This is a genomic window from Vibrio sp. ABH4_348 (genome assembly GCF_056159765.1).
In genome coordinates, this window is the sequence record NZ_JBSWVW010000001.1 from 2,442,680 (window position 1) to 2,460,963 (window position 18,284).

Annotated in this window: 16 protein-coding genes and 1 other RNA gene; 7 read left to right on the plus strand and 10 right to left on the minus strand. The window is 44.7% G+C overall.

What is annotated here, in order from left to right; genetic code table 11:
- Positions 1-94: 94 nt before the first annotated feature.
- On the plus strand, positions 95-301 hold the full coding sequence (locus tag ACXAFJ_RS11150; protein WP_475323445.1) for a DUF1107 domain-containing protein: 207 nt from the start codon (positions 95-97) through the stop codon (positions 299-301).
- A 75-nt stretch (positions 302-376) separates the two neighbouring features.
- Here the strand turns inward: ACXAFJ_RS11150 and ACXAFJ_RS11155 are convergent, their stop codons facing one another.
- From ACXAFJ_RS11155 to ACXAFJ_RS11165, 3 genes are read right to left on the minus strand one after another with little or no spacing between them, the layout of a single operon-like run.
- On the minus strand, positions 377-1,606 hold the full coding sequence (locus tag ACXAFJ_RS11155; protein WP_475323446.1) for an FAD-dependent 2-octaprenylphenol hydroxylase: 1,230 nt from the start codon (positions 1,604-1,606) through the stop codon (positions 377-379).
- Positions 1,607-1,619: 13 nt separating this feature from the next.
- Positions 1,620-2,792: a 2-octaprenyl-6-methoxyphenyl hydroxylase gene (gene ubiH / locus ACXAFJ_RS11160; protein WP_475323448.1), complete on the minus strand. Its 1,173-nt coding sequence runs from the start codon at positions 2,790-2,792 to the stop codon at positions 1,620-1,622.
- 10 nt (positions 2,793-2,802) lie between these two features.
- Positions 2,803-3,372, minus strand: coding sequence for a YecA/YgfB family protein (locus ACXAFJ_RS11165; RefSeq protein WP_475323449.1), 570 nt, complete (start codon positions 3,370-3,372; stop codon positions 2,803-2,805).
- A gap of 286 nt (positions 3,373-3,658) precedes the next feature.
- Here ACXAFJ_RS11165 and zapA point away from each other — a divergent pair, with 286 nt between their 5' ends.
- The 5 genes from zapA (at position 3,659) to serA (ending at position 7,093) form a co-directional block, all read left to right on the plus strand.
- Positions 3,659-3,973, plus strand: coding sequence for a cell division protein ZapA (zapA, locus tag ACXAFJ_RS11170; RefSeq protein ID WP_475323450.1), 315 nt, complete (start codon positions 3,659-3,661; stop codon positions 3,971-3,973).
- Positions 3,974-3,987: 14 nt separating this feature from the next.
- Positions 3,988-4,170, plus strand: a non-coding RNA gene (ssrS, locus tag ACXAFJ_RS11175) — 6S RNA.
- A gap of 17 nt (positions 4,171-4,187) precedes the next feature.
- Positions 4,188-4,775 (plus strand): 5-formyltetrahydrofolate cyclo-ligase, encoded by a 588-nt coding sequence (locus tag ACXAFJ_RS11180; protein ID WP_475323452.1) that lies wholly within the window; start codon positions 4,188-4,190, stop codon positions 4,773-4,775.
- A 133-nt stretch (positions 4,776-4,908) separates the two neighbouring features.
- Entirely contained in the window at positions 4,909-5,565 is a 657-nt protein-coding gene (gene rpiA, locus ACXAFJ_RS11185; RefSeq protein WP_475323453.1) for a ribose-5-phosphate isomerase RpiA, read from the plus strand.
- A gap of 298 nt (positions 5,566-5,863) precedes the next feature.
- Complete coding sequence (serA, locus tag ACXAFJ_RS11190; RefSeq protein ID WP_475323454.1) at positions 5,864-7,093, plus strand: phosphoglycerate dehydrogenase; 1,230 nt, start codon at positions 5,864-5,866, stop codon at positions 7,091-7,093.
- 66 nt (positions 7,094-7,159) lie between these two features.
- On the opposite strand, the gene ACXAFJ_RS11195 is transcribed toward serA, so the two are convergent.
- The 5 genes from ACXAFJ_RS11195 to ACXAFJ_RS11215 all read right to left on the minus strand — a co-directional run bounded on the left by ACXAFJ_RS11195 (position 7,160) and on the right by ACXAFJ_RS11215 (position 12,239).
- Complete coding sequence (locus ACXAFJ_RS11195) at positions 7,160-8,275, minus strand: ABC transporter ATP-binding protein (protein WP_475323456.1); 1,116 nt, start codon at positions 8,273-8,275, stop codon at positions 7,160-7,162.
- Between the two features lie 4 nt (positions 8,276-8,279).
- Complete coding sequence (locus tag ACXAFJ_RS11200; RefSeq protein ID WP_475323457.1) at positions 8,280-9,110, minus strand: carbohydrate ABC transporter permease; 831 nt, start codon at positions 9,108-9,110, stop codon at positions 8,280-8,282.
- A 2-nt stretch (positions 9,111-9,112) separates the two neighbouring features.
- A complete protein-coding gene (locus ACXAFJ_RS11205) occupies positions 9,113-10,036 on the minus strand; it encodes a carbohydrate ABC transporter permease (protein WP_475323458.1) in 924 nt (307 codons plus the stop codon).
- Between the two features lie 69 nt (positions 10,037-10,105).
- Positions 10,106-11,383 (minus strand): ABC transporter substrate-binding protein, encoded by a 1,278-nt coding sequence (locus ACXAFJ_RS11210; protein ID WP_475323460.1) that lies wholly within the window; start codon positions 11,381-11,383, stop codon positions 10,106-10,108.
- Positions 11,384-11,513: 130 nt separating this feature from the next.
- Complete coding sequence (locus tag ACXAFJ_RS11215) at positions 11,514-12,239, minus strand: FadR/GntR family transcriptional regulator (protein ID WP_475323461.1); 726 nt, start codon at positions 12,237-12,239, stop codon at positions 11,514-11,516.
- A 351-nt stretch (positions 12,240-12,590) separates the two neighbouring features.
- Between ACXAFJ_RS11215 and ACXAFJ_RS11220 the strand changes: the two genes are divergently transcribed.
- A complete protein-coding gene (locus tag ACXAFJ_RS11220; RefSeq protein ID WP_475323462.1) occupies positions 12,591-15,680 on the plus strand; it encodes an alpha-mannosidase in 3,090 nt (1,029 codons plus the stop codon).
- Positions 15,681-15,768: 88 nt separating this feature from the next.
- On the opposite strand, the gene ilvN is transcribed toward ACXAFJ_RS11220, so the two are convergent.
- Both ilvN and ACXAFJ_RS11230 read right to left on the minus strand, forming a co-directional pair.
- The gene (ilvN, locus tag ACXAFJ_RS11225) at positions 15,769-16,263 is read right to left on the minus strand and encodes an acetolactate synthase small subunit (RefSeq protein ID WP_475323464.1); all 495 of its coding nucleotides are present in this window, start codon (positions 16,261-16,263) and stop codon (positions 15,769-15,771) included.
- Position 16,264: 1 nt separating this feature from the next.
- Positions 16,265-17,989, minus strand: coding sequence for an acetolactate synthase 3 large subunit (locus ACXAFJ_RS11230; protein WP_475323465.1), 1,725 nt, complete (start codon positions 17,987-17,989; stop codon positions 16,265-16,267).
- Between the last annotated feature and the right edge of the window lie 295 nt (positions 17,990-18,284).

The following is an 18,284-nucleotide window of genomic DNA, read 5'->3' on the forward strand; positions in this document are numbered from 1 at the left end:
TTAAATAGGTCGGTTAATCTCGTATCAGTGTCACACAATTGGCCAGGCGAACTCATTATAATTTGCTGTGCTAGGAATGAATAAGGATAACAATATGAGACTGTTTAAGCGCTATACACCGAGTATGATTGCTAAACATATCAGTAGACTTTTCAAAGGCAGAATCTACATCTACGGCGTTGGACGATTCGAGTTTGACAACGGTAAGCTCATCTTACCTGAACGCGCTGAAGCGAGGCACTATCAAGCGGTGAAAGAAATTAATTTAGAAATCAAGAAGCTCCGCTGCGCTTACGCTTAAACACTGAATTGAATTCAAAAAAAGGTTGGCATTGGCCAACCTTTTCCTTTTCTACCAGCTATCTTCTTTTCTAAGTTATAGCGTTTCACTCTCGGCCAACATAGTCGCGAGAACCGGAAGTTCACCTTTTAGCCCTAGAGCACGCTTCATCATTTCATCTTTTGCGATTGGCAGTGTTCCGACTATCGACATACCGACCCCACGAATCAGTTTTTTGGCTGGGTTATCGCCAGCAAACAGTTCTTTGAACCCTTGCATCGCGGCAATCATCTTCGCCGCTTCCGTTTTTCGCCAACGTTCATACTGACGCAGAGATTTGTTGCGACCAATATCTTCTCCAAGTCTCCATAAGCGATGAATTTCTTGAGCTAAGCTGGCCGCATCGAGCAAGCCTAAGTTCACACCTTGGCCAGCGAGTGGGTGGATGGTGTGCGCCGCATCGCCAACTAATGCAACTCTGTCGACAACAAAATCACGGGCATAACGCATCTTGAGAGGGAAAGCTTGACGCTCCCCCAGCACTTCACAGAGTCCAAGTTTGGTATCAAATTCAGAGGCAATGGCTTTGTTGAAATCCTCGTTCGACAAGTTGAGTAACCGCTCTGCTCGCTCTACGTCTGTAGACCAAACGACCGAACACAGATTCGGCTCTGCGAGCGGAAGAAAAGCTAATGGTCCTCTTGGTGTAAATACCTGCCTCGCAACACCCAAGTGAGGTTCACTGGTTTTTACATTACAGACCAATGCACTGTGCCCATAGTCCCAATGAGTAAGAGGAATATCAACTTGGCGTCGAACCCATGAATTGGCACCATCAGCCCCCACCACTAATTTTGTTGTCAGAGACGTGCCATTGTCTAACGTTAGCCACGTTTCGCTTTCGCCTTGCACCATCTGAGTGATTTGATTTGGCATCAGCAAGGTCACGTTAGATTGTTGCTGCACAATATCGAGCAAAGCCAGTTGAATCACTCGGTTTTCAACGATGTGGCCCAAGTTCGGTTGGGCTAGGCTTTCGGCATCAAACTCAATACGAGCAAAACTGTCTTGCTCCCACACTTCCATCGCCTGATAAGGGGCCGCTCGTCGTGACTGAATTCCTTGCCAAGCCCCAAGGTTGCGCAGAACGATTTCACTGGAGCGACTAAGCGCCGATACTCGAACATCGGGTAAGGTATGAAGGGCTGTTTCAGGCTGATTGGATTCAATCACCGCAATTCGCAAGTCTGTCTCTTTTAAAGCAGCGGCCAACGCCAACCCCACCATTCCACCGCCAACAATGGCGATATCGACACTTTGCATCATATCTATTTCCTTCTTAGCGATTTACACGGCCTAAGGTTCGGTTAACAAGTGGTTGTTTACTAAAGGGGAGGTTGTCCATCAACATCAAACCTAGGTTGCGCCCCATTCGCATTGCGAGGTGGTCATTAGAAAAGGTATGTACCAGAGTCGAGGTCAATGCCATAGTTCGCTTCCTATCTGGCTCTCTTCGCTCTTGAAACTGAGCTAACACAGAATAGGCGCCGGGATCATCCGATGTGGCGACGAGTTCAGCGAGCGTTGCAATGTCTCGGATGCCTAGGTTAAACCCCTGACCTGCAATTGGGTGTAATGTTTGAGATGCATTACCCACTATCGCTAAACGATGTGAGACGGCATCCACTCGGTGGCGGAGCAACAAAGGATACTCACTTCGCGTACCGACTTTCTTAAATCGTCCCAATCGCCAACCAAATTCTTGTTGTAAATGGTCAAGAAACTCGTCATCAGACCAACTTAATACTTGGTCAACTTGCTCTGGCTTCACACACCACACTAATGACATTCGGTTGTCTGACATCGGCAACAATGCAAGTGGCCCAGAAGACGTAAAACGTTCAAACGCACGACCGTTATGCGCCTGATTCAGCTCTACGTTAGCGATAACCGCGTGCTGCTTAAAATCGTGCTCATTGAGTACCAAACCCAATTGCTGACAAACACTTGAAAACGCGCCATCAGCCGCAACAATCAGTTTGGTTTTCAGTTGCTCACCGCTGTTCAATTTTATCTGGCAATGATCAGAGTCCACAGCAATGGATTGAGCGCTATCTGGGCAAAACCAGTCTATGTTGGTTTGCTCAAGCAACTGATGATAAATATTACCAACGGTTGCGAGCTCAACCACATACCCTAAAACTTCTCGATTAGCGTCATTGGGACCAATATCGGTCATACCAGCATGGCCGCGATCAGATACATTGATGTGTTTGATAGGCTCTGCCGAATTTTCTAGCGAGCTCCACAAACCAAACATCTTGAGCAATTCAACGCTACCATCAGCTAAGGCAATTGCTCGCGCATCAAACCCAGGATGGGCGTTATGATCGGCTTCGAACGCCTCGATAACTGCTACCCGCTTTTTCCCACCACTTAACTGGTGAATGGCTAAAGCCAATGTCAGCCCAGCCATTGCTCCGCCAGAAATTACCACATCGTAATGACGCATATCAGAACCTTTAGTGCAGGGTCTTCGATTTGTTAGTCGAACTTGGGCGTTGGCCAAATTCTGCATGTACCGTCAAAGCACAAACTTTGATGTGATCAAGAACCTGTTCTAGCAGTTGTGCTTGCTCAGCAAAATCATCGTCCTCATCGATGCCAAGGCGACCCATTTCTTCCAAATCCGTCAGCGCTTCACGAGTTTCTGAGCTGGCTTTATTTACCTGAGCTTCTATCAATCCCAAACCAGACAGAAAATGATTTGTCCAATCCGTTACACCCTCGGCATATTCAATTAAATCGGTCTCTTGTGGCAGTAGCATACTGAATGTCATATCGGTGCTAGCTAACTCATTGCGAGTAAAATCGAGAAGAGCTTTCGCTTCTTGCTGTGCCGCAGCAGGCCAAGCCATACCATCATTGGTGTAGTCAAATAACAAGGGTTGCCAACGGGTGTCACCCTCTGCCAAACCACCGGCTAACATCCCCGTCAACAAACCATGTAATTCTGACGATGTCATGCTGATACCTGACGTTTGCAGCTGCGCCGCAATAGTTTCAAAACTTGGGAGTTTTGCTTTACTCATAACTTTTCTCTTTAAACTCATTTGAGGCCCCAAATGGGCTTTAACTCAATTAAACGAATCGTACCATTTCACTGACGTTGAAAAAACGTCGTGAACGTGATTTATCGTGTAACCATGAAGCTAACTTAGAAACTTTGTACGCAAATCGGTCACTTCTACTGCAAATCGAATAATAGATCGATACTCGCTAGACTCACTAATCAAAAACCTTGAATGTTGCCAACGCATTACCTATGATTTCTCACTCTGTCATGGGGATAGAGTCACAGATTCATATAGGTTTGATATGAGCAATCAAGCAGTTGACGTAGAAGTGCTAGGAAAGCTAACGCGTGTGAATTGTCCGCCGGGACAGGAGCAAGCGCTAAAAGCTGCCGCTGATGAACTCAATCAACGCTTGAACGAGATGACCGCCAAGACTAAAGTTAATAATGAAGTCCAGTTGCTGATTATTGCGGCGCTAAACATGAGCTATGAGCTACACGAGCGCAATTCATCCAAACAGCAGCAAGAAGCCCAAACAGAAGAAAAGATTAAAGCGTTGACTAAGTTGTTAGAAGACTCCTTAGTGAACACTACGCAAGGAATGCGTAACTCGTAAATCATCACGACAATTTTACCCTGGGGTGTGCGTCAGAGAATTACGTCCCTGAGCCGATAAGCAATCCTTAAGGGTGAGTACTTGTTAGCTATTGAGCAAGCTCGGCATGTACCGAGAAGCCTACGGTTACCATTACTTATCCGCCTTGAACCAGCTGGTTCAAGGGCCAAAATTCTCAACGGCACCTTGGGGTATCCTCTCCTAATTTGATGATATGAAAAACCTATCCCGACAAACATTGCGGCAAAGTGTTAGGCAGCGTCGCCAAGCGCTAACAAACAAAGAACAAAACCAAGCCTCTCTCCAGCTACTTGAACGCTTCAAGCTCTGGCAATCAAAACACAACGCACTGCGAGTGGCGCTTTATCTATCCAACGATGGTGAAGTGTCTACACAGCCGATCATTGATTGGCTTTGGCAAAAACGTATCGATGTATATTTGCCAGTACTGCACCCCTTCAGTCCGGGGCATTTGCTATTTTTGCGCTACTCACCTTCTACGGTAATGCAAGCCAACAAATATGGAATAGCGGAGCCAAAACTGGACTGTCGACTCATTCTTCCCGCTGCGCGACTTGATGCTATTTTCACACCCTTGGTCGCCTTTGATGATAAAGGACAACGGTTGGGCATGGGTGGTGGCTACTACGATAGAACTCTTGAGGCATGGCACACATCCAAACGCGGCCCGACCCCGATTGGCCTTGCTCACGATTGCCAGCAAGTAGCAGACATCCCCTCAGAAGCTTGGGACGTCCCCTTACCTTGTATAATGACACCGAGTAAAACTTGGGATTGGTAATCCTTGCCTAATGCGTCTACTACGCCCAGTAAAATTCAGTGTGACTGCACTATTTCCACAATAAGTTTGTGAATTCCCCTATTGCATGCCCTATAATCGCGTCTGATTTTTCGCAATGCCTCTGGAGATCCTAATGACACAAGATGAAATGAAAAAAGCAGCCGGTTGGGCAGCTTTAAAGTACGTAAAAAATGGCAGCATTGTTGGTGTAGGTACAGGATCGACCGTTAATCACTTTATTGATGCGTTGGGCTCTATTAAAGAGCAAGTAAAAGGGGCGGTTTCGAGCTCAGAGGCATCCACCGCCAAGTTGAAAGAATTGGGTATTCCTGTCATGGAATGCAATGACGTAGAAGGACTAGACATCTACGTTGATGGCGCGGATGAAATTAACGCCCACCGCGAAATGATTAAAGGTGGTGGTGCCGCCCTAACCCGTGAAAAAATTGTTGCGGCCATTTCAGAAGTCTTTGTTTGTATTGTCGACGATACCAAAGCCGTTGAGACGCTAGGCCAATTTCCACTGCCAGTTGAAGTTATTCCAATGGCACGTACTTACGTTGCTCGTGAGTTGTCTAAGTTAGGTGGCCGTCCGGTGTATCGTGAAGACTGCGTGACTGATAATGGCAATATCATCTTAGACGTTCATGATCTCGCTATTACTGACCCGAAAGGCCTAGAAGATACCGTCAATGGTATTGCTGGTGTGGTTACCGTAGGTCTATTTGCGCACCGCGGTGCGGACGTCGTGATCACTGGTACTCCAAATGGTGCGGTTATTGAAGAATAATCCTTTGAGCTTTGCTCAAAACACCAGATAAATTTTCAGATGGCACCGCTTGGTGCCATTTTTCGTTCTTACCCGTTTAAAAAGTATGCCTTATTCCGTAATTTTCTTACCCAAACTCATTTTTTTTTGTTACTTTAATCATCGAATAAGCTTCACGAAAACGTTTGCGTCACATAAAAATGAAGTAAAGTTACGTTTTAGACGGTAATTTTTCGCTGAAACTTGTTTTTTGTTTTTTGGGTGCTTTGTACCCACTCACCAATCGCAGCCCAACTTTCCATGCAAAGGACGAACAGAAATGGCCAAAGTTTCATTGGATAAAAACAAAATCAAAATCCTCCTACTAGAAGGTGTACACCCTTCCGCTGTTGAATCTCTTCAAGCAGCGGGTTACACCAATATCGATTACCACAAAGGCTCCCTAGCGGAAGACGAACTACTTGAAGCAGTTAAAGACGCGCACTTCATTGGTATTCGTTCCCGTACTAATCTGACTCAGTCGGTAATTGATGCGGCACAAAAGCTAGTAGCCATTGGCTGTTTCTGTATTGGTACTAACCAAGTTGATCTTAATGCGGCGGCTAAACGCGGTATCCCAGTGTTTAACGCACCGTTCTCAAACACTCGTAGTGTTGCCGAGTTGGTGTTAGGTCAAATTCTATTGCTATTGCGCGGTATCCCAGAAAAGAACGCGCTAGCTCACCGAGGCATTTGGAAGAAAAGTGCTGATCATTCTTTTGAAGCGCGCGGTAAAACGCTAGGTATTGTCGGTTACGGCCACATCGGTACTCAGCTAGGCATCATTGCTGAAAACTTAGGTATGCGCGTGTGCTTCTATGATATCGAAAACAAACTGTCATTAGGTAATGCGACTCAAGTATTTAGCCTTGATGATCTGCTGGCTAAAAGTGACGTGATCTCGCTACACGTTCCTGAAACAGCGGGTACCAAAGATATGATGGGTGAAGCTCAGTTCGCTCGTATGAAGCCCGGTGCTATTTTTATCAACGCGGCTCGCGGTACAGTAGTGGATATTCCTGCATTGGCTGATTCACTAGAAAAAGGTCACTTGTCAGGTGCCGCTATCGACGTATTCCCGGTTGAACCAAAAACTAATGCTGACCCATTTGAATCACCACTTTTGAAGTTTGATAACGTGATTTTGACGCCACATGTGGGTGGTTCAACTCAAGAAGCACAAGAAAACATCGGATTGGAAGTTGCGGGCAAATTGGCTAAGTACTCAGATAACGGTTCAACGCTATCTAGTGTTAACTTCCCAGAAGTATCTCTACCTGAACACAGAGACTGCTCTCGTTTGCTGCACATCCACGAAAACCGTCCTGGTATTCTTACCAAAATTAACACGGCGTTTGCGGAAGACGGTATCAACATCGCTGCGCAGTACCTACAGACTTCTGCCGACATTGGTTATGTAGTAATTGACGTTGAAACAGAGCGTTCACAAGAAGCGCTTGCAAAACTCAAGTCAATTGAAGGGACATTGCGAGCTCGCATCCTACACTAAGAAAAGCTTAGTCAGTAAAAAGCACCACATATGTGGTGCTTTTTTATTTCGGTATTACTGTTGTTCCTAAGCCGCTTGCTCTGCTTGATTCTGATCCACTCTTGAAATTCGTTGACCTGAACTGGCTTCGAATAGATGAACTAGCTCCAAATCGACAGATAACTGCAATACTTGACCTGGCTCTAATTCAGGGCGCTCCATGGTGTAATAGACCAAATTCACACCCGCTAGTGTCGCATGCACAAATTGGCTTAATCCCGTAGGTTCGATTAATTCAACCTGACAATCTGGTAACTGACTGTCACCTTGTACATGGTGAGTCAAATCTTCAGGTCTCACACCATATTTAACACGCTGCCCCAACCAATCATCAGAATAGGCTTCAGCAACAGGTAAATGCATTCCATTATCTAACTTGACCGTTAACCTGTTTTTCTCACGGCTCACTACACCTTCAAAGAAGTTCATTGCTGGAGAACCAATAAAGTCAGCAATGAAAACGTTAGCAGGGGTATCGTAAAGCTCTAGAGGCGTACCGACTTGCTGTATCACACCACCATCTAAAGCCACAATGCGATCGGCGAGCGTCATCGCTTCAACTTGGTCATGGGTTACATAGACTGTTGTGGTTTTTAAACGTTGGTGCAGCGCTTTAATTTCTTTTCGCATTTGCACTCGTAGCTTGGCATCTAAGTTCGATAACGGTTCATCAAACAAAAAGACCTCTGGGCTACGAACAATGGCACGCCCCATTGCGACGCGTTGTCGCTGACCGCCAGACAGTTCTTTAGGACGGCGATCTAGCAAATGAGATAGGCCCAAAGTTTCTGCTACGTCGCTCACCGTTGACTCAATTTTGTCTTTGTCCCAGTTTCTAAGCTGTAGGCTAAAGGCAATATTTTCGCGCACAGAAAGATGTGGGTATAAGGCGTAGCTTTGGAACACCATTGAAATATCGCGATCTTTCGGTGCTAAATGAGTTACGTCTTTATCACCTATGGTGATTTGACCACTGGTTGTTTCTTCTAGACCCGCTATCAAGCGTAGTAGCGTTGATTTTCCACAACCTGAAGGCCCAACTAGAACAATAAATTCGCCGTCTTTAATTTCAACATCAATACCTTTTAGAACATCGACCTTGTTAAAAGACTTGATTAGGTTATTTAAGTTTAACTTCGCCATTTTATTATCCTTTTACAGCGCCAGCGGTCAGGCCTTTGACCAAATATTTCTGAATAAATATGAAGAACAAACACGCAGGAATCAGTGCCATCACACCTGCAGACATCATTTGTCCCCATTCAACCGCGAATTTAGACACGAAGCTGAGTAATCCGACTGGGAATGTCATAGTGCTATTGTCATTAATGAGCATCAGCGCAAACAACAACTCACTCCACGCTGCGGTAAAAACAAAACCTAAGGTTGCTGCCATACCCGGAAGTGTTAGCGGAACTATCACTCGGCGCAATGCTTGCCAGCGCGAGCAGCCATCGGTCATCGCCGCTTCTTCTAGGTCTTTCGGAATTCCATCATAGAATGACTGCATCAAGAAAGTTGCAAACGGTAAATTAAAAGCCGTATAGATAATAATTAGCCCCAACAGGTTATTGGTTAGGCCAAGCGGTGCAAGAATTTTGTAGGTTGGCGCAATCACAATCACTATTGGGAACATCTGCGTGATCAATAGCAAGCCTGCCGACAGCACTTTCCCTTTAAAGGTAAAGCGAGACATGGCATAGCCAGCTAAAGCCGCCAACAAGGTGGTTAAAATGGATGTACCGCCAGAAACGATCAAGCTGTTGGTGAAAAATGTGGGAAAGTCACTGTCTCGCCAAACTGCAGCATAATTGTCGAAAGTCATCTGTGAGGGCCACATCTGAATGCCTTCGGTATACAGCAACGACGATGGAGTAACAGAAATCTTGATCAGCCAATACAAAGGAAACAATGCAAAGGCTAGGTATAAAAGTACACCGAAGCGGTGACCTAGAGTCAGCAATAATGAGGGTTTCATAGTTATAAGGTCCTCTGCTGTCGAATTTTAAGGAGAACACCAGCATAGATGATAAGTAAAATCAGCAATACCGTCGCCATGGCCGACGCGTAGCCAAAATCAAGCTTTCGATAAGCGGTGGTAAACACGTAACTGGTTAATGTCTGAGTGGAATTCGCTGGCCCGCCATCCGTCATCACGATTATCAAATCGGCAAAGTTGGCAATCCAAATGGTACGCAACATTACGGTTATCGCAATCATCGGCGCTAAGAATGGCAATGTGATTTTGTAGAATTGCTGCCAAGGCGTCGCGCCGTCAATCTTCGCCGCTTCATACAGATCTGATGGGATTGACTGAAGCGCAGCCAACAACGTAATGGCGAAAAATGGTGTACCGAACCAAACATTGGCCAGTATGGGGCCATACAAAGCTAAGTCTGGGTTTGACAAGATGTTGTAAGGTTCATCCATTAAGCCTAACGCAGTGAACCAGTGAGGTAACACGCCGATAATGGGGTTAAAAAGCCACGCCCAAGTAAGACCAGATAAAAAAGTGGGAACGGCCCATGGGAGGAAAACTAGTCCCTGAACCAAAGGTCGACCAGCAAACTTACGATTGAGAAGTAATGCTAGCCCCAAACCTAACAAAAACTGGAATACCAGTGACCACACTACCCAGCTTACTGTATTGTTAAGCGCGGTAAAAAAATGGCGATCATCGACGATAGATTGATAATGTTCAAAACCGATGTAACCAGTTTCGAAGGGATTCAATAGCTCGATACTTTGAAACCCGTAAGAGATACCGACAATTGTCGGCACAATGATCATTAGACTGATCAAAATGAGTGCCGGACTGAGGTAAAGCCAAGGCTCAAAAACCCGTCCGATCTTCTGACGCACAGGTACCTTGGGTACTGCTGAAGTCAAGGATGTAGTGCTCATATTACTTCTCGTTTAGCAACTGGGTTAGACAGCAAAAATGGGGTAGGAAACCCTACCCCTTTATTAACGTTATTTGTCTAAGTACTTCTTTTGTGCTTTGGACAAATAGTCAGCCCACTCTTGAGTCATATCTTTCACATCGCGTTGACCCAATAGCGCTTCTTGAGAAGTCTCTTTCACCAATACCGAGTTGAAGTAACCCCACTCTTTAAGATGAGAAGGAACCACCATAGGTTGGTAAGCAGAGTTGTTTAGCTGTTGGAACCAACCTGAGTATTGCTCAGTTGAGTAGTACGGGTCTTTGTCTGCGCCTTTGAATACAGGAAGTACGCCAACAAATTTACTCCACTCTAGGTTTGATTCTGGAGAAGAAAGGTGGGAAATCAGGTCCCAACCTAGCTCTTTGTGTGAGCTTGATTTGAACATTGACCAGCCTACATAACCAATTGTTGGGAAAGCCTTACCTGAAGGACCAACCGGCATCGGTGCAACCGCAAAGTCGTTTTCATCCATGTTTTTCGCAACGGCGATTAGCGCATCTGGATCTTGGTCCAACATTGCACACTTACCTGAGTAGAAGCCAGATACGATTTCATTAAAGCCCCAGTTAACACTGTCTTTAGGTGCGTAGCCGTCTTGGTACATATCAATTAAGAATTTCGCACCACCTACCGCATCATCCTGAACTAACAAGCTGTTACCCTTGCCGTCAAACAAATCTGCTGAGCCTTTGTTTGCCGCCATGAACATCAACCAAGCATTGGTACCACCAACACCGCCACGCATACAGTAACCTGAAATATCATCGCCTAATGCACTGATTTTTTTCGCCGCATCCTTAAACTCAGACATGGTTTTAGGGGCAGCGTTTAATCCTGCTTGCTCAAACAGCTTTTTGTTCCAGAACATAGCTCGAAGATAGAAACCGTAAGGAACCAAGTGTGCGTTATCACTACCATGGCGAGCCATATCTAGCGCACTGTCAGTTAAGTTATTGGTATGCTCCCATTCAGCCAAATATGGGTCTAGGTTTTCCAACATACCGCTTGAGGTATACAGTGCTTGCCATGCGTCAGGCATTTCAATCACATCTGGAACTTGACCACTTGCAACCATAGTGGCCAGTTTCTCAAACGCTTGGCCCCAAGGAAGAGAGATAACTTCAACATCCACGCCTTGGTTTTGCGCTTCAAATTCAGCAACACGTTTTTCCAATAGTCGAGTACGGTCTGGGCTGGTAATCACTTCAACTAACGTGAGTTTTGTGTCAGCCAAAACTTGGGTAGAAACTAAGCTACTTCCCAGTAGCCCCATTGCCACCATAGTTGCGGTCAATGTTTTTTTCATCGCAAAGATCCTTTCTCTGTTTTGTTTCACTAGACAAATGGTATTTACCACTGTGTTATTTTTTTGGACTAGGTAAATTTGAGGTGTAAAAACCCCTCACTCAAAAGAGTGATTACTTTTTTATGGTTTATTATTTTTTTAAAATTTGTTTTAAATCGCGTTCTGTAATATCCAATATATTGTTTATTATTTGACTCGCGAGCTCTGGTTCTCGAGATTTAATCGCTTCAAACAAATCAATATGTAATTGGAATGAACTACTAGAAAAAGCCAAATCAGGCGGTGCTTCAAAAAAAGTATGAAAGCTTTCTTGCATCGCATCTAATAATGTTTCAAACAACGGATTTTCCGTCGCTCGATATATCGCACAGTGAAATTCCCAGTCTTGGTTACCCGCTGCGCCATAAACATTATGAGTACGCTCAACCTCGATTAACTTCTGTTCAATGTCCGCGATATGTTCCTCTGTCGCTCGTGTCGCCGCTAGTGCGCAGGCCTGCACTTCCAGTACGCGGCGAATTTCAAGCGTATGCAACATATGCTCTGCATCATTTTTTATCTTAAGAGATAAATAGCTATCGCCTTTTTCAATGGGAGAACGGAGAAATGTTCCACTTCCTTTTCGTCTCTCAACAATGCCCAGCGCTTCCCAGCGTTTCAGGGCCTCTCTAACCGTAGAACGGCTAACTTTTAATCTCTCTGTAAGTTCTCTTTCGGCTGGTAGTTTATCTCCTACCATCAATCCCGCATCGGCAACAAAGCGTGTTAGTTGGTCCAACACCATGACATCAGTTGTCTGAATCTGTATTGGCTTCAGCAGGTTATCTTTTAACGTTACAAATGGGTCGTTACTCATGTAAATGCTCTTATTCTCATGCCTAAACCAAATTGGTCTGACAGCATGACAATCTTACAAGATTTGATTTACTCGACAATGGCGCAAGATCACAAACGAAAGTTCGCCACCTTAACAAGCTAGTAACATATTGAATTAAATATAAAATACGCAATTGGTTATTTTGCTATATTTATTAAAATCGGCGTATTTTTATGATTTACCTACATTTTAAGAAAAATTACCATCACTAGTTCTGTAAATATTTTTCATTTCTAATGTTGCCTATTATTATTTTAACAGGCATCATTTCCACGCCTCTTATTTCATTCCAATTCTGACAGCGCCCATTTAATTTACTGAGCGCAAGTTATGATCAAACATCAAGTCGAAGAAAAAGTTTACTTAAAACGTATTGAATCTTTTATTGAACGTTTAAAAAACCAACGTATTAAAGACAGTTTAGTAATCCCTACATTAATGGCCCATTGCAAAGATGCGGTTCCATTTGGATCTCATCTAGAGCTCGAATATACCCCTGTCAATGAAGGGCAAGTTTGGGGTGAAGCTTGGGACAGTGCTTGGTTCTTATTGCAATTCGAAGTTCCACAACATTGGGATGGTGATATCGCCCTTGAACTAGACATCAATGCAGAAGGTCTGCTTTTTGATGACAAAGGCAACGCCTTACAAGGTATTTCTAACAATAGTGTGTATGTGGTTGATGGCCGACGCGAAATTGCCAGACTCCCCAATGCCAAAGCTGGAGACTCAGTAAAACTTTGGCTAGAAGGCGGTGCTTATAGTTTATGCGGCATCGACTTAAACCCAGATCCTGAAGATAAGATGCCACGTCGATATGGCTCTTATCGTGGTGAAATTAAAAAGCTACGTGCCATTAATTGGGATCAAGAGGTCTGGTCTTTGTATCTTGATATGGAAGTCGCTTTGGATCTTGCCAATAGTCTTGATAGTAATTCGGTAAGACGAAGCCGATTGATTTTGGCACTCAATGATGCCATCAACTTGTATGCCGAGAACCCGAAAAATACCGCTGCTGCACGCGAACTTCTTGGCAAAACATTCGACCAACCAGCCAATGCTTCCGATATGACAGCCTACGCCGTTGGCCATGCTCATCTTGATACAGCTTGGCTGTGGCCGGTTAAAGAAACTGTGAGAAAATCTGCGCGCTCATTTTCAACCCAACTCGCTCTGATGGATCGTTACCCAGACTACGTGTTTGGTGCGTCTCAACCTCAACATTACGAATTTATCAAAGAGTATTACCCAGACCTATTTTCCAAAATCAAACAGCAAGTTAAAGAAGGCCGTTGGGAATGCCAAGGCGGTATGTGGATCGAAGCGGACTGTAACTTGATCTCTGGTGAGTCCATGGTGCGCCAATTCTTATACGGCAAGCACTACTACCTCGACGAGTTTGACGTCGATGTGAATCACTTATGGTTGCCTGATGTATTCGGTTACTCGGCGGCTCTGCCACAGATCATGACAAAATCTGGCTGTGACTACTTCATCACCCAAAAGATTTCGTGGAACCAATTTAATGAATTCCCATACAACAGCTTCATTTGGCAAGGTATCGATGGCTCTTCCGTACTTAGTCACTTCCCGCCAGAGAATGACTACAACTGTAGCCTGAAGCCTTCCAGCTTAAATGCCGGACAAGCACGCTTTAAAGAAAAAGCGGTCGCGGAGAGTTACCTGTCGCTTTACGGTATTGGTAATGGTGGCGGTGGACCAACAGAGGAGCAAATTGAACGTGGTCTAAGACAAAAAAATCTTGAGGGTGCGCCTAAAGTGAAACTGACCACCGCTGAGAATTACTTGCAAAGTTTGGAAGCTCAAAGAGACCGACTACCCCATTGGCAAGGTGAACTTTACCTAGAGATGCACCGTGGTACGTATACGTCCCAAGCAAAGGTCAAACTGCGCAACCGTCAGCTCGAAAATAAATTGAGATCGTTGGAAATTTTAGCGAGCCAACTTCCTATTGCATCTTACCCACAGCAAGAACTGGATGCTTTATGGAAAGTGGTCATGCTCAACCAGTTCCACGACATCATTCCAGGTTCGAGCATCAACGAAGTGTACAAGGTCACGCACAAACAACTTGATGATGCATGGGACAAAGTGAACGGCTTGATACAAGATATGGGTAAATTGTTGCTCACTCAAAACCATCAAGGAATCAGCTTATACAACAGCTTAACTTGCGAATTTTTAGGTTGGGTCGAATTGGATGGTAAATATCAGAACTCACTGTTTGTTGATCATTTGGGACAAGAATATTCGGTCATTGTTCAAGGAACCAAAACAGGGATCTGGTTATCCATGCCAGCCCTAAGTTGGTTGACCTTGGAACTCAAAGGCAAGGATCAATCAAAGCAGCGAGAGACAAATCAAGCGCCACTGCTGTTAGAAAATGCGGTGATTCGCTACCAGTTTGATCAGCAAGGACAACTGATAAGTGCGTGGGACAAAGAAGCCTGCCGCGAACTAATATCGACTCCTGCTAACGCCCTTAATTTATTCCTAGACAGACCAAACAGTTGGGATGCATGGGATGTGGATCAGTTTTATCAAGATCAATGGATGGCACAGGCAGACTGTATTTCCGTTAAACGGGTTGAAACTCAAACGGGATCACCAAGCCTTGAACTGAAATATCAGGTGTCCAACTCAAGTATTAAGCAGATTGTTTCACTGTCACCATTCAGTAAGCGTTTGGACTTCCACACTCAAGTAGCATGGCAAGAGAAGCACCGGATGTTGAGAGTGACATTCCCGTTAGAACTTGCGGGGGCCAAAGCCAATTTCGATATCCAATTTGGTTATACGCAACGAGCAAACCACAGTAATACCTCATGGGAAAGCGCGCAATTTGAAGTGTGTGCGCATAAGTTTGCAGACTTGTCTGAGGCCAATTATGGTGTTGCTGTTCTCAACGATTGTAAGTATGGCTACAAAGTCGATGGCAATGTCATTGAATTAAATTTGCTTCGCTCACCTAATTATCCGGATCCAGATTGTGATATCGGCGATCACGAATTTACCTATAGTTTATTGCCACACTGCGACGCTTTGCATCAATCCGATGTTCAGCAGCAGGCATGGAGCTTAAACGTACAGCCTGAGATCTTCGAGGGTTTGTGCCAAGTGAAGTCGGACTTTACGGTAGAAATAGACAGCGACTGTGCGCAGATTAGTGCGATAAAAAAAGCGCATAAGACTAATCAGCGTATTGTTCGAGTAGTGGAAGAAAAAGGCACAATGTCTTCGGTTGCTCTCAACTTCAATCAGGTGGTGGATATCGATGAATGTAACTTGATTGAAACGGAAACCATCGCTGGAAGTGAACGCAAAACGGTGACGTCAACCTCGTTTACTTTAAAACCATTTGAAATTCGTACCTTCAGAGTGACAACTCTTGATTCGTAATTTCGACCATTACCACGCCAAACTCATTGTTTAGCTTAATAAAAAACCGAAGCATTGGCTTCGGTTTTTTTATTGAGACAACTTCAATCTAGGGTTTTAGCGCGCGCTCACCGCGGACAATGCCAACCACCCCACTTCGAGCGACTTCTATGACTTCCGTAGATTCTGACACTGCGGCAATAAAGGCATCCAGTTTTTCACTGTTACCCGCCAACTGAACGGTATACTGACTTGCTGTAACATCAACGATTTGACCGCGAAAGATATCCGCTGTGCGCTTTACTTCTGCTCGTGCTGTGCCACTTGCGCGTAATTTCACCATCATCAATTCGCGTTCGATGTGTTCAAACTCTGTCACTTCTTGAACTTTCAGTACGTCGATTAACTTATGAAGTTGTTTTTGGATTTGCTCAAGTTGCATCTCATCTGTTTTGGTCGTGATATTAAGACGTGAGAGCGTCGCATCGTCAGTGGGTGATACCGTCAACGATTCGATGTTATAGCCTCGTTGGGAAAACAGGCCAACGACTCGAGAAAGCGCACCAGATTGGTTTTCCATTAACACAGAAAGAATTCTTCTCATATTAAGTACGCTCCGTTTTGCTTAGCCACATTTTATCCATACCCTCGCCTTTAATCTGCATTGGGTAAACATGCTCAGTTTCATCAACGTTGATATCAACAAATACCAGTCGATCTTTCATATCGAGCGCTTTTTGCAAGCCGGATTCCAGCTCATCTGGCGTTGAAATACGAATGCCAACGTGCCCATAAGCTTCTGCAATCGCTGCGAAATCGGGTACCGAACTCATGTAAGAATTAGAGTGTCGGCCTTCGTAAATGATGTCTTGCCATTGCTTTACCATACCAAGGAATCGGTTGTTCAAGTTAATGATCTTAACCGGAATACCATATTGCAATGCCGTTGATAGCTCTTGAATATTCATTTGAATACTGCCATCACCGGTAACAACCACAACCTCTTCATCAGGGAAGGCAAATTTCACTCCCAAACCCGCAGGGAAACCAAAGCCCATCGTGCCTAGACCACCAGAGTTGATCCAACGACGCGGCTTGTTAAATGGGTAGTACAAGGCGGCAAACATTTGGTGTTGCCCCACATCTGACGCAACAAAAGCATCCCCATTGGTCACTTTGTGCAGGGTTTCAATCACCTGTTGCGGCTTGATACGCTCAGGCGATTTTTCGTATGCCAAGCAATCCCGCTTTTTCCAACCTTCAATATCTTGCCACCAGCTTGCTAAAGCTTCTTTGTCGTTCTTTAGTTGCTGCTCTTCTAGCAGCTTTAACATGGTATCCAACACCTTTTCGGCAGAACCCACGATCGGCAAATCCACTTTCACGTTTTTCGAGATCGATGAAGGATCGATATCAATATGCATGACCTTGGCATTTGGACAGTATTTTTCCAAGTTATTGGTGGTTCGATCGTCAAATCGGACCCCGACACCAAATATCAAATCGGCATTGTGCATGGCCATATTGGCTTCATACTGACCGTGCATGCCAAGCATACCCAAGGCATTTTTATGAGTACCAGGGAAGGCCCCCAGCCCCATCAGTGTACTGACAACCGGTAAATCTAATTGCTCCGCAAGAGATGTGATGCGCTCGTAGGCTTCAGAAATAATCGCACCGCCACCGATATAAAGTACTGGCTTTTTCGCTTCAACTAACGCTTTTAGCGCTTTCTTAATCTGGCCTTTGTGTCCAGATGTTGTTGGCTTATAAGAGCGCATACTAATGGTTTCAGGATACTCGTAGGGCAGTTTGTTCAAAGGATTCATAACATCCTTCGGCAAATCAATCAGTACAGGTCCTGGGCGACCCGTGGTCGAGATATAAAACGCTTTCTTCATCACTTCAGGAATGTCTTCGGCGCGCTTTACTAAGAAACTGTGTTTTACGATAGGTCTTGAAACCCCAACAATGTCACACTCTTGGAACGCATCGTTACCAATCAAACTGTTGGGAACATTGCCAGAGATAACGATCATTGGAATGGAATCCATATACGCGGTAGCAATACCGGTAACCGTATTGGTTGCGCCAGGACCAGAACATACTAGTACAACCCCAGGCTTACCCGTGGCGCGTGCATATCCATCCGCCATATGCGTTGCGGCCTGCTCGTGTCGTACTAATACGTGTTTGATTTTGTCGCTTTCTTGGTGAAGGGCATCATAGATATCCAATACTGAACCACCAGGATATCCGAAGATTTGTTGTACGCCTTCGGCGATCAGAGAATGGACGACCATCTCCGCGCCAGATAACATTGCTGCCATATTGTTCTCCTTACTCGACTCGCAATAAGGTCAATTGCGATTCAAGCAGTACATAGTCTAGGTCTTATTTGTAGCCCAATTCGAAATGTATTCCCTTTCGGCTATGTTTGAGCAAGGTCATAACTTTGCTCAATCGAGATACAATGTAACCTGTAATATGCAGTTGGTCTAATGAACCGAAGTCTGAGTTTTATCAATAAGGCTATACAAGCCCAAAAACGCAATATTGTTCTCCATATTGGCGTAAGTTGTTGGTGATTTATCCAAAGCAACCCCAAAAAAAGAGAATAAAAAA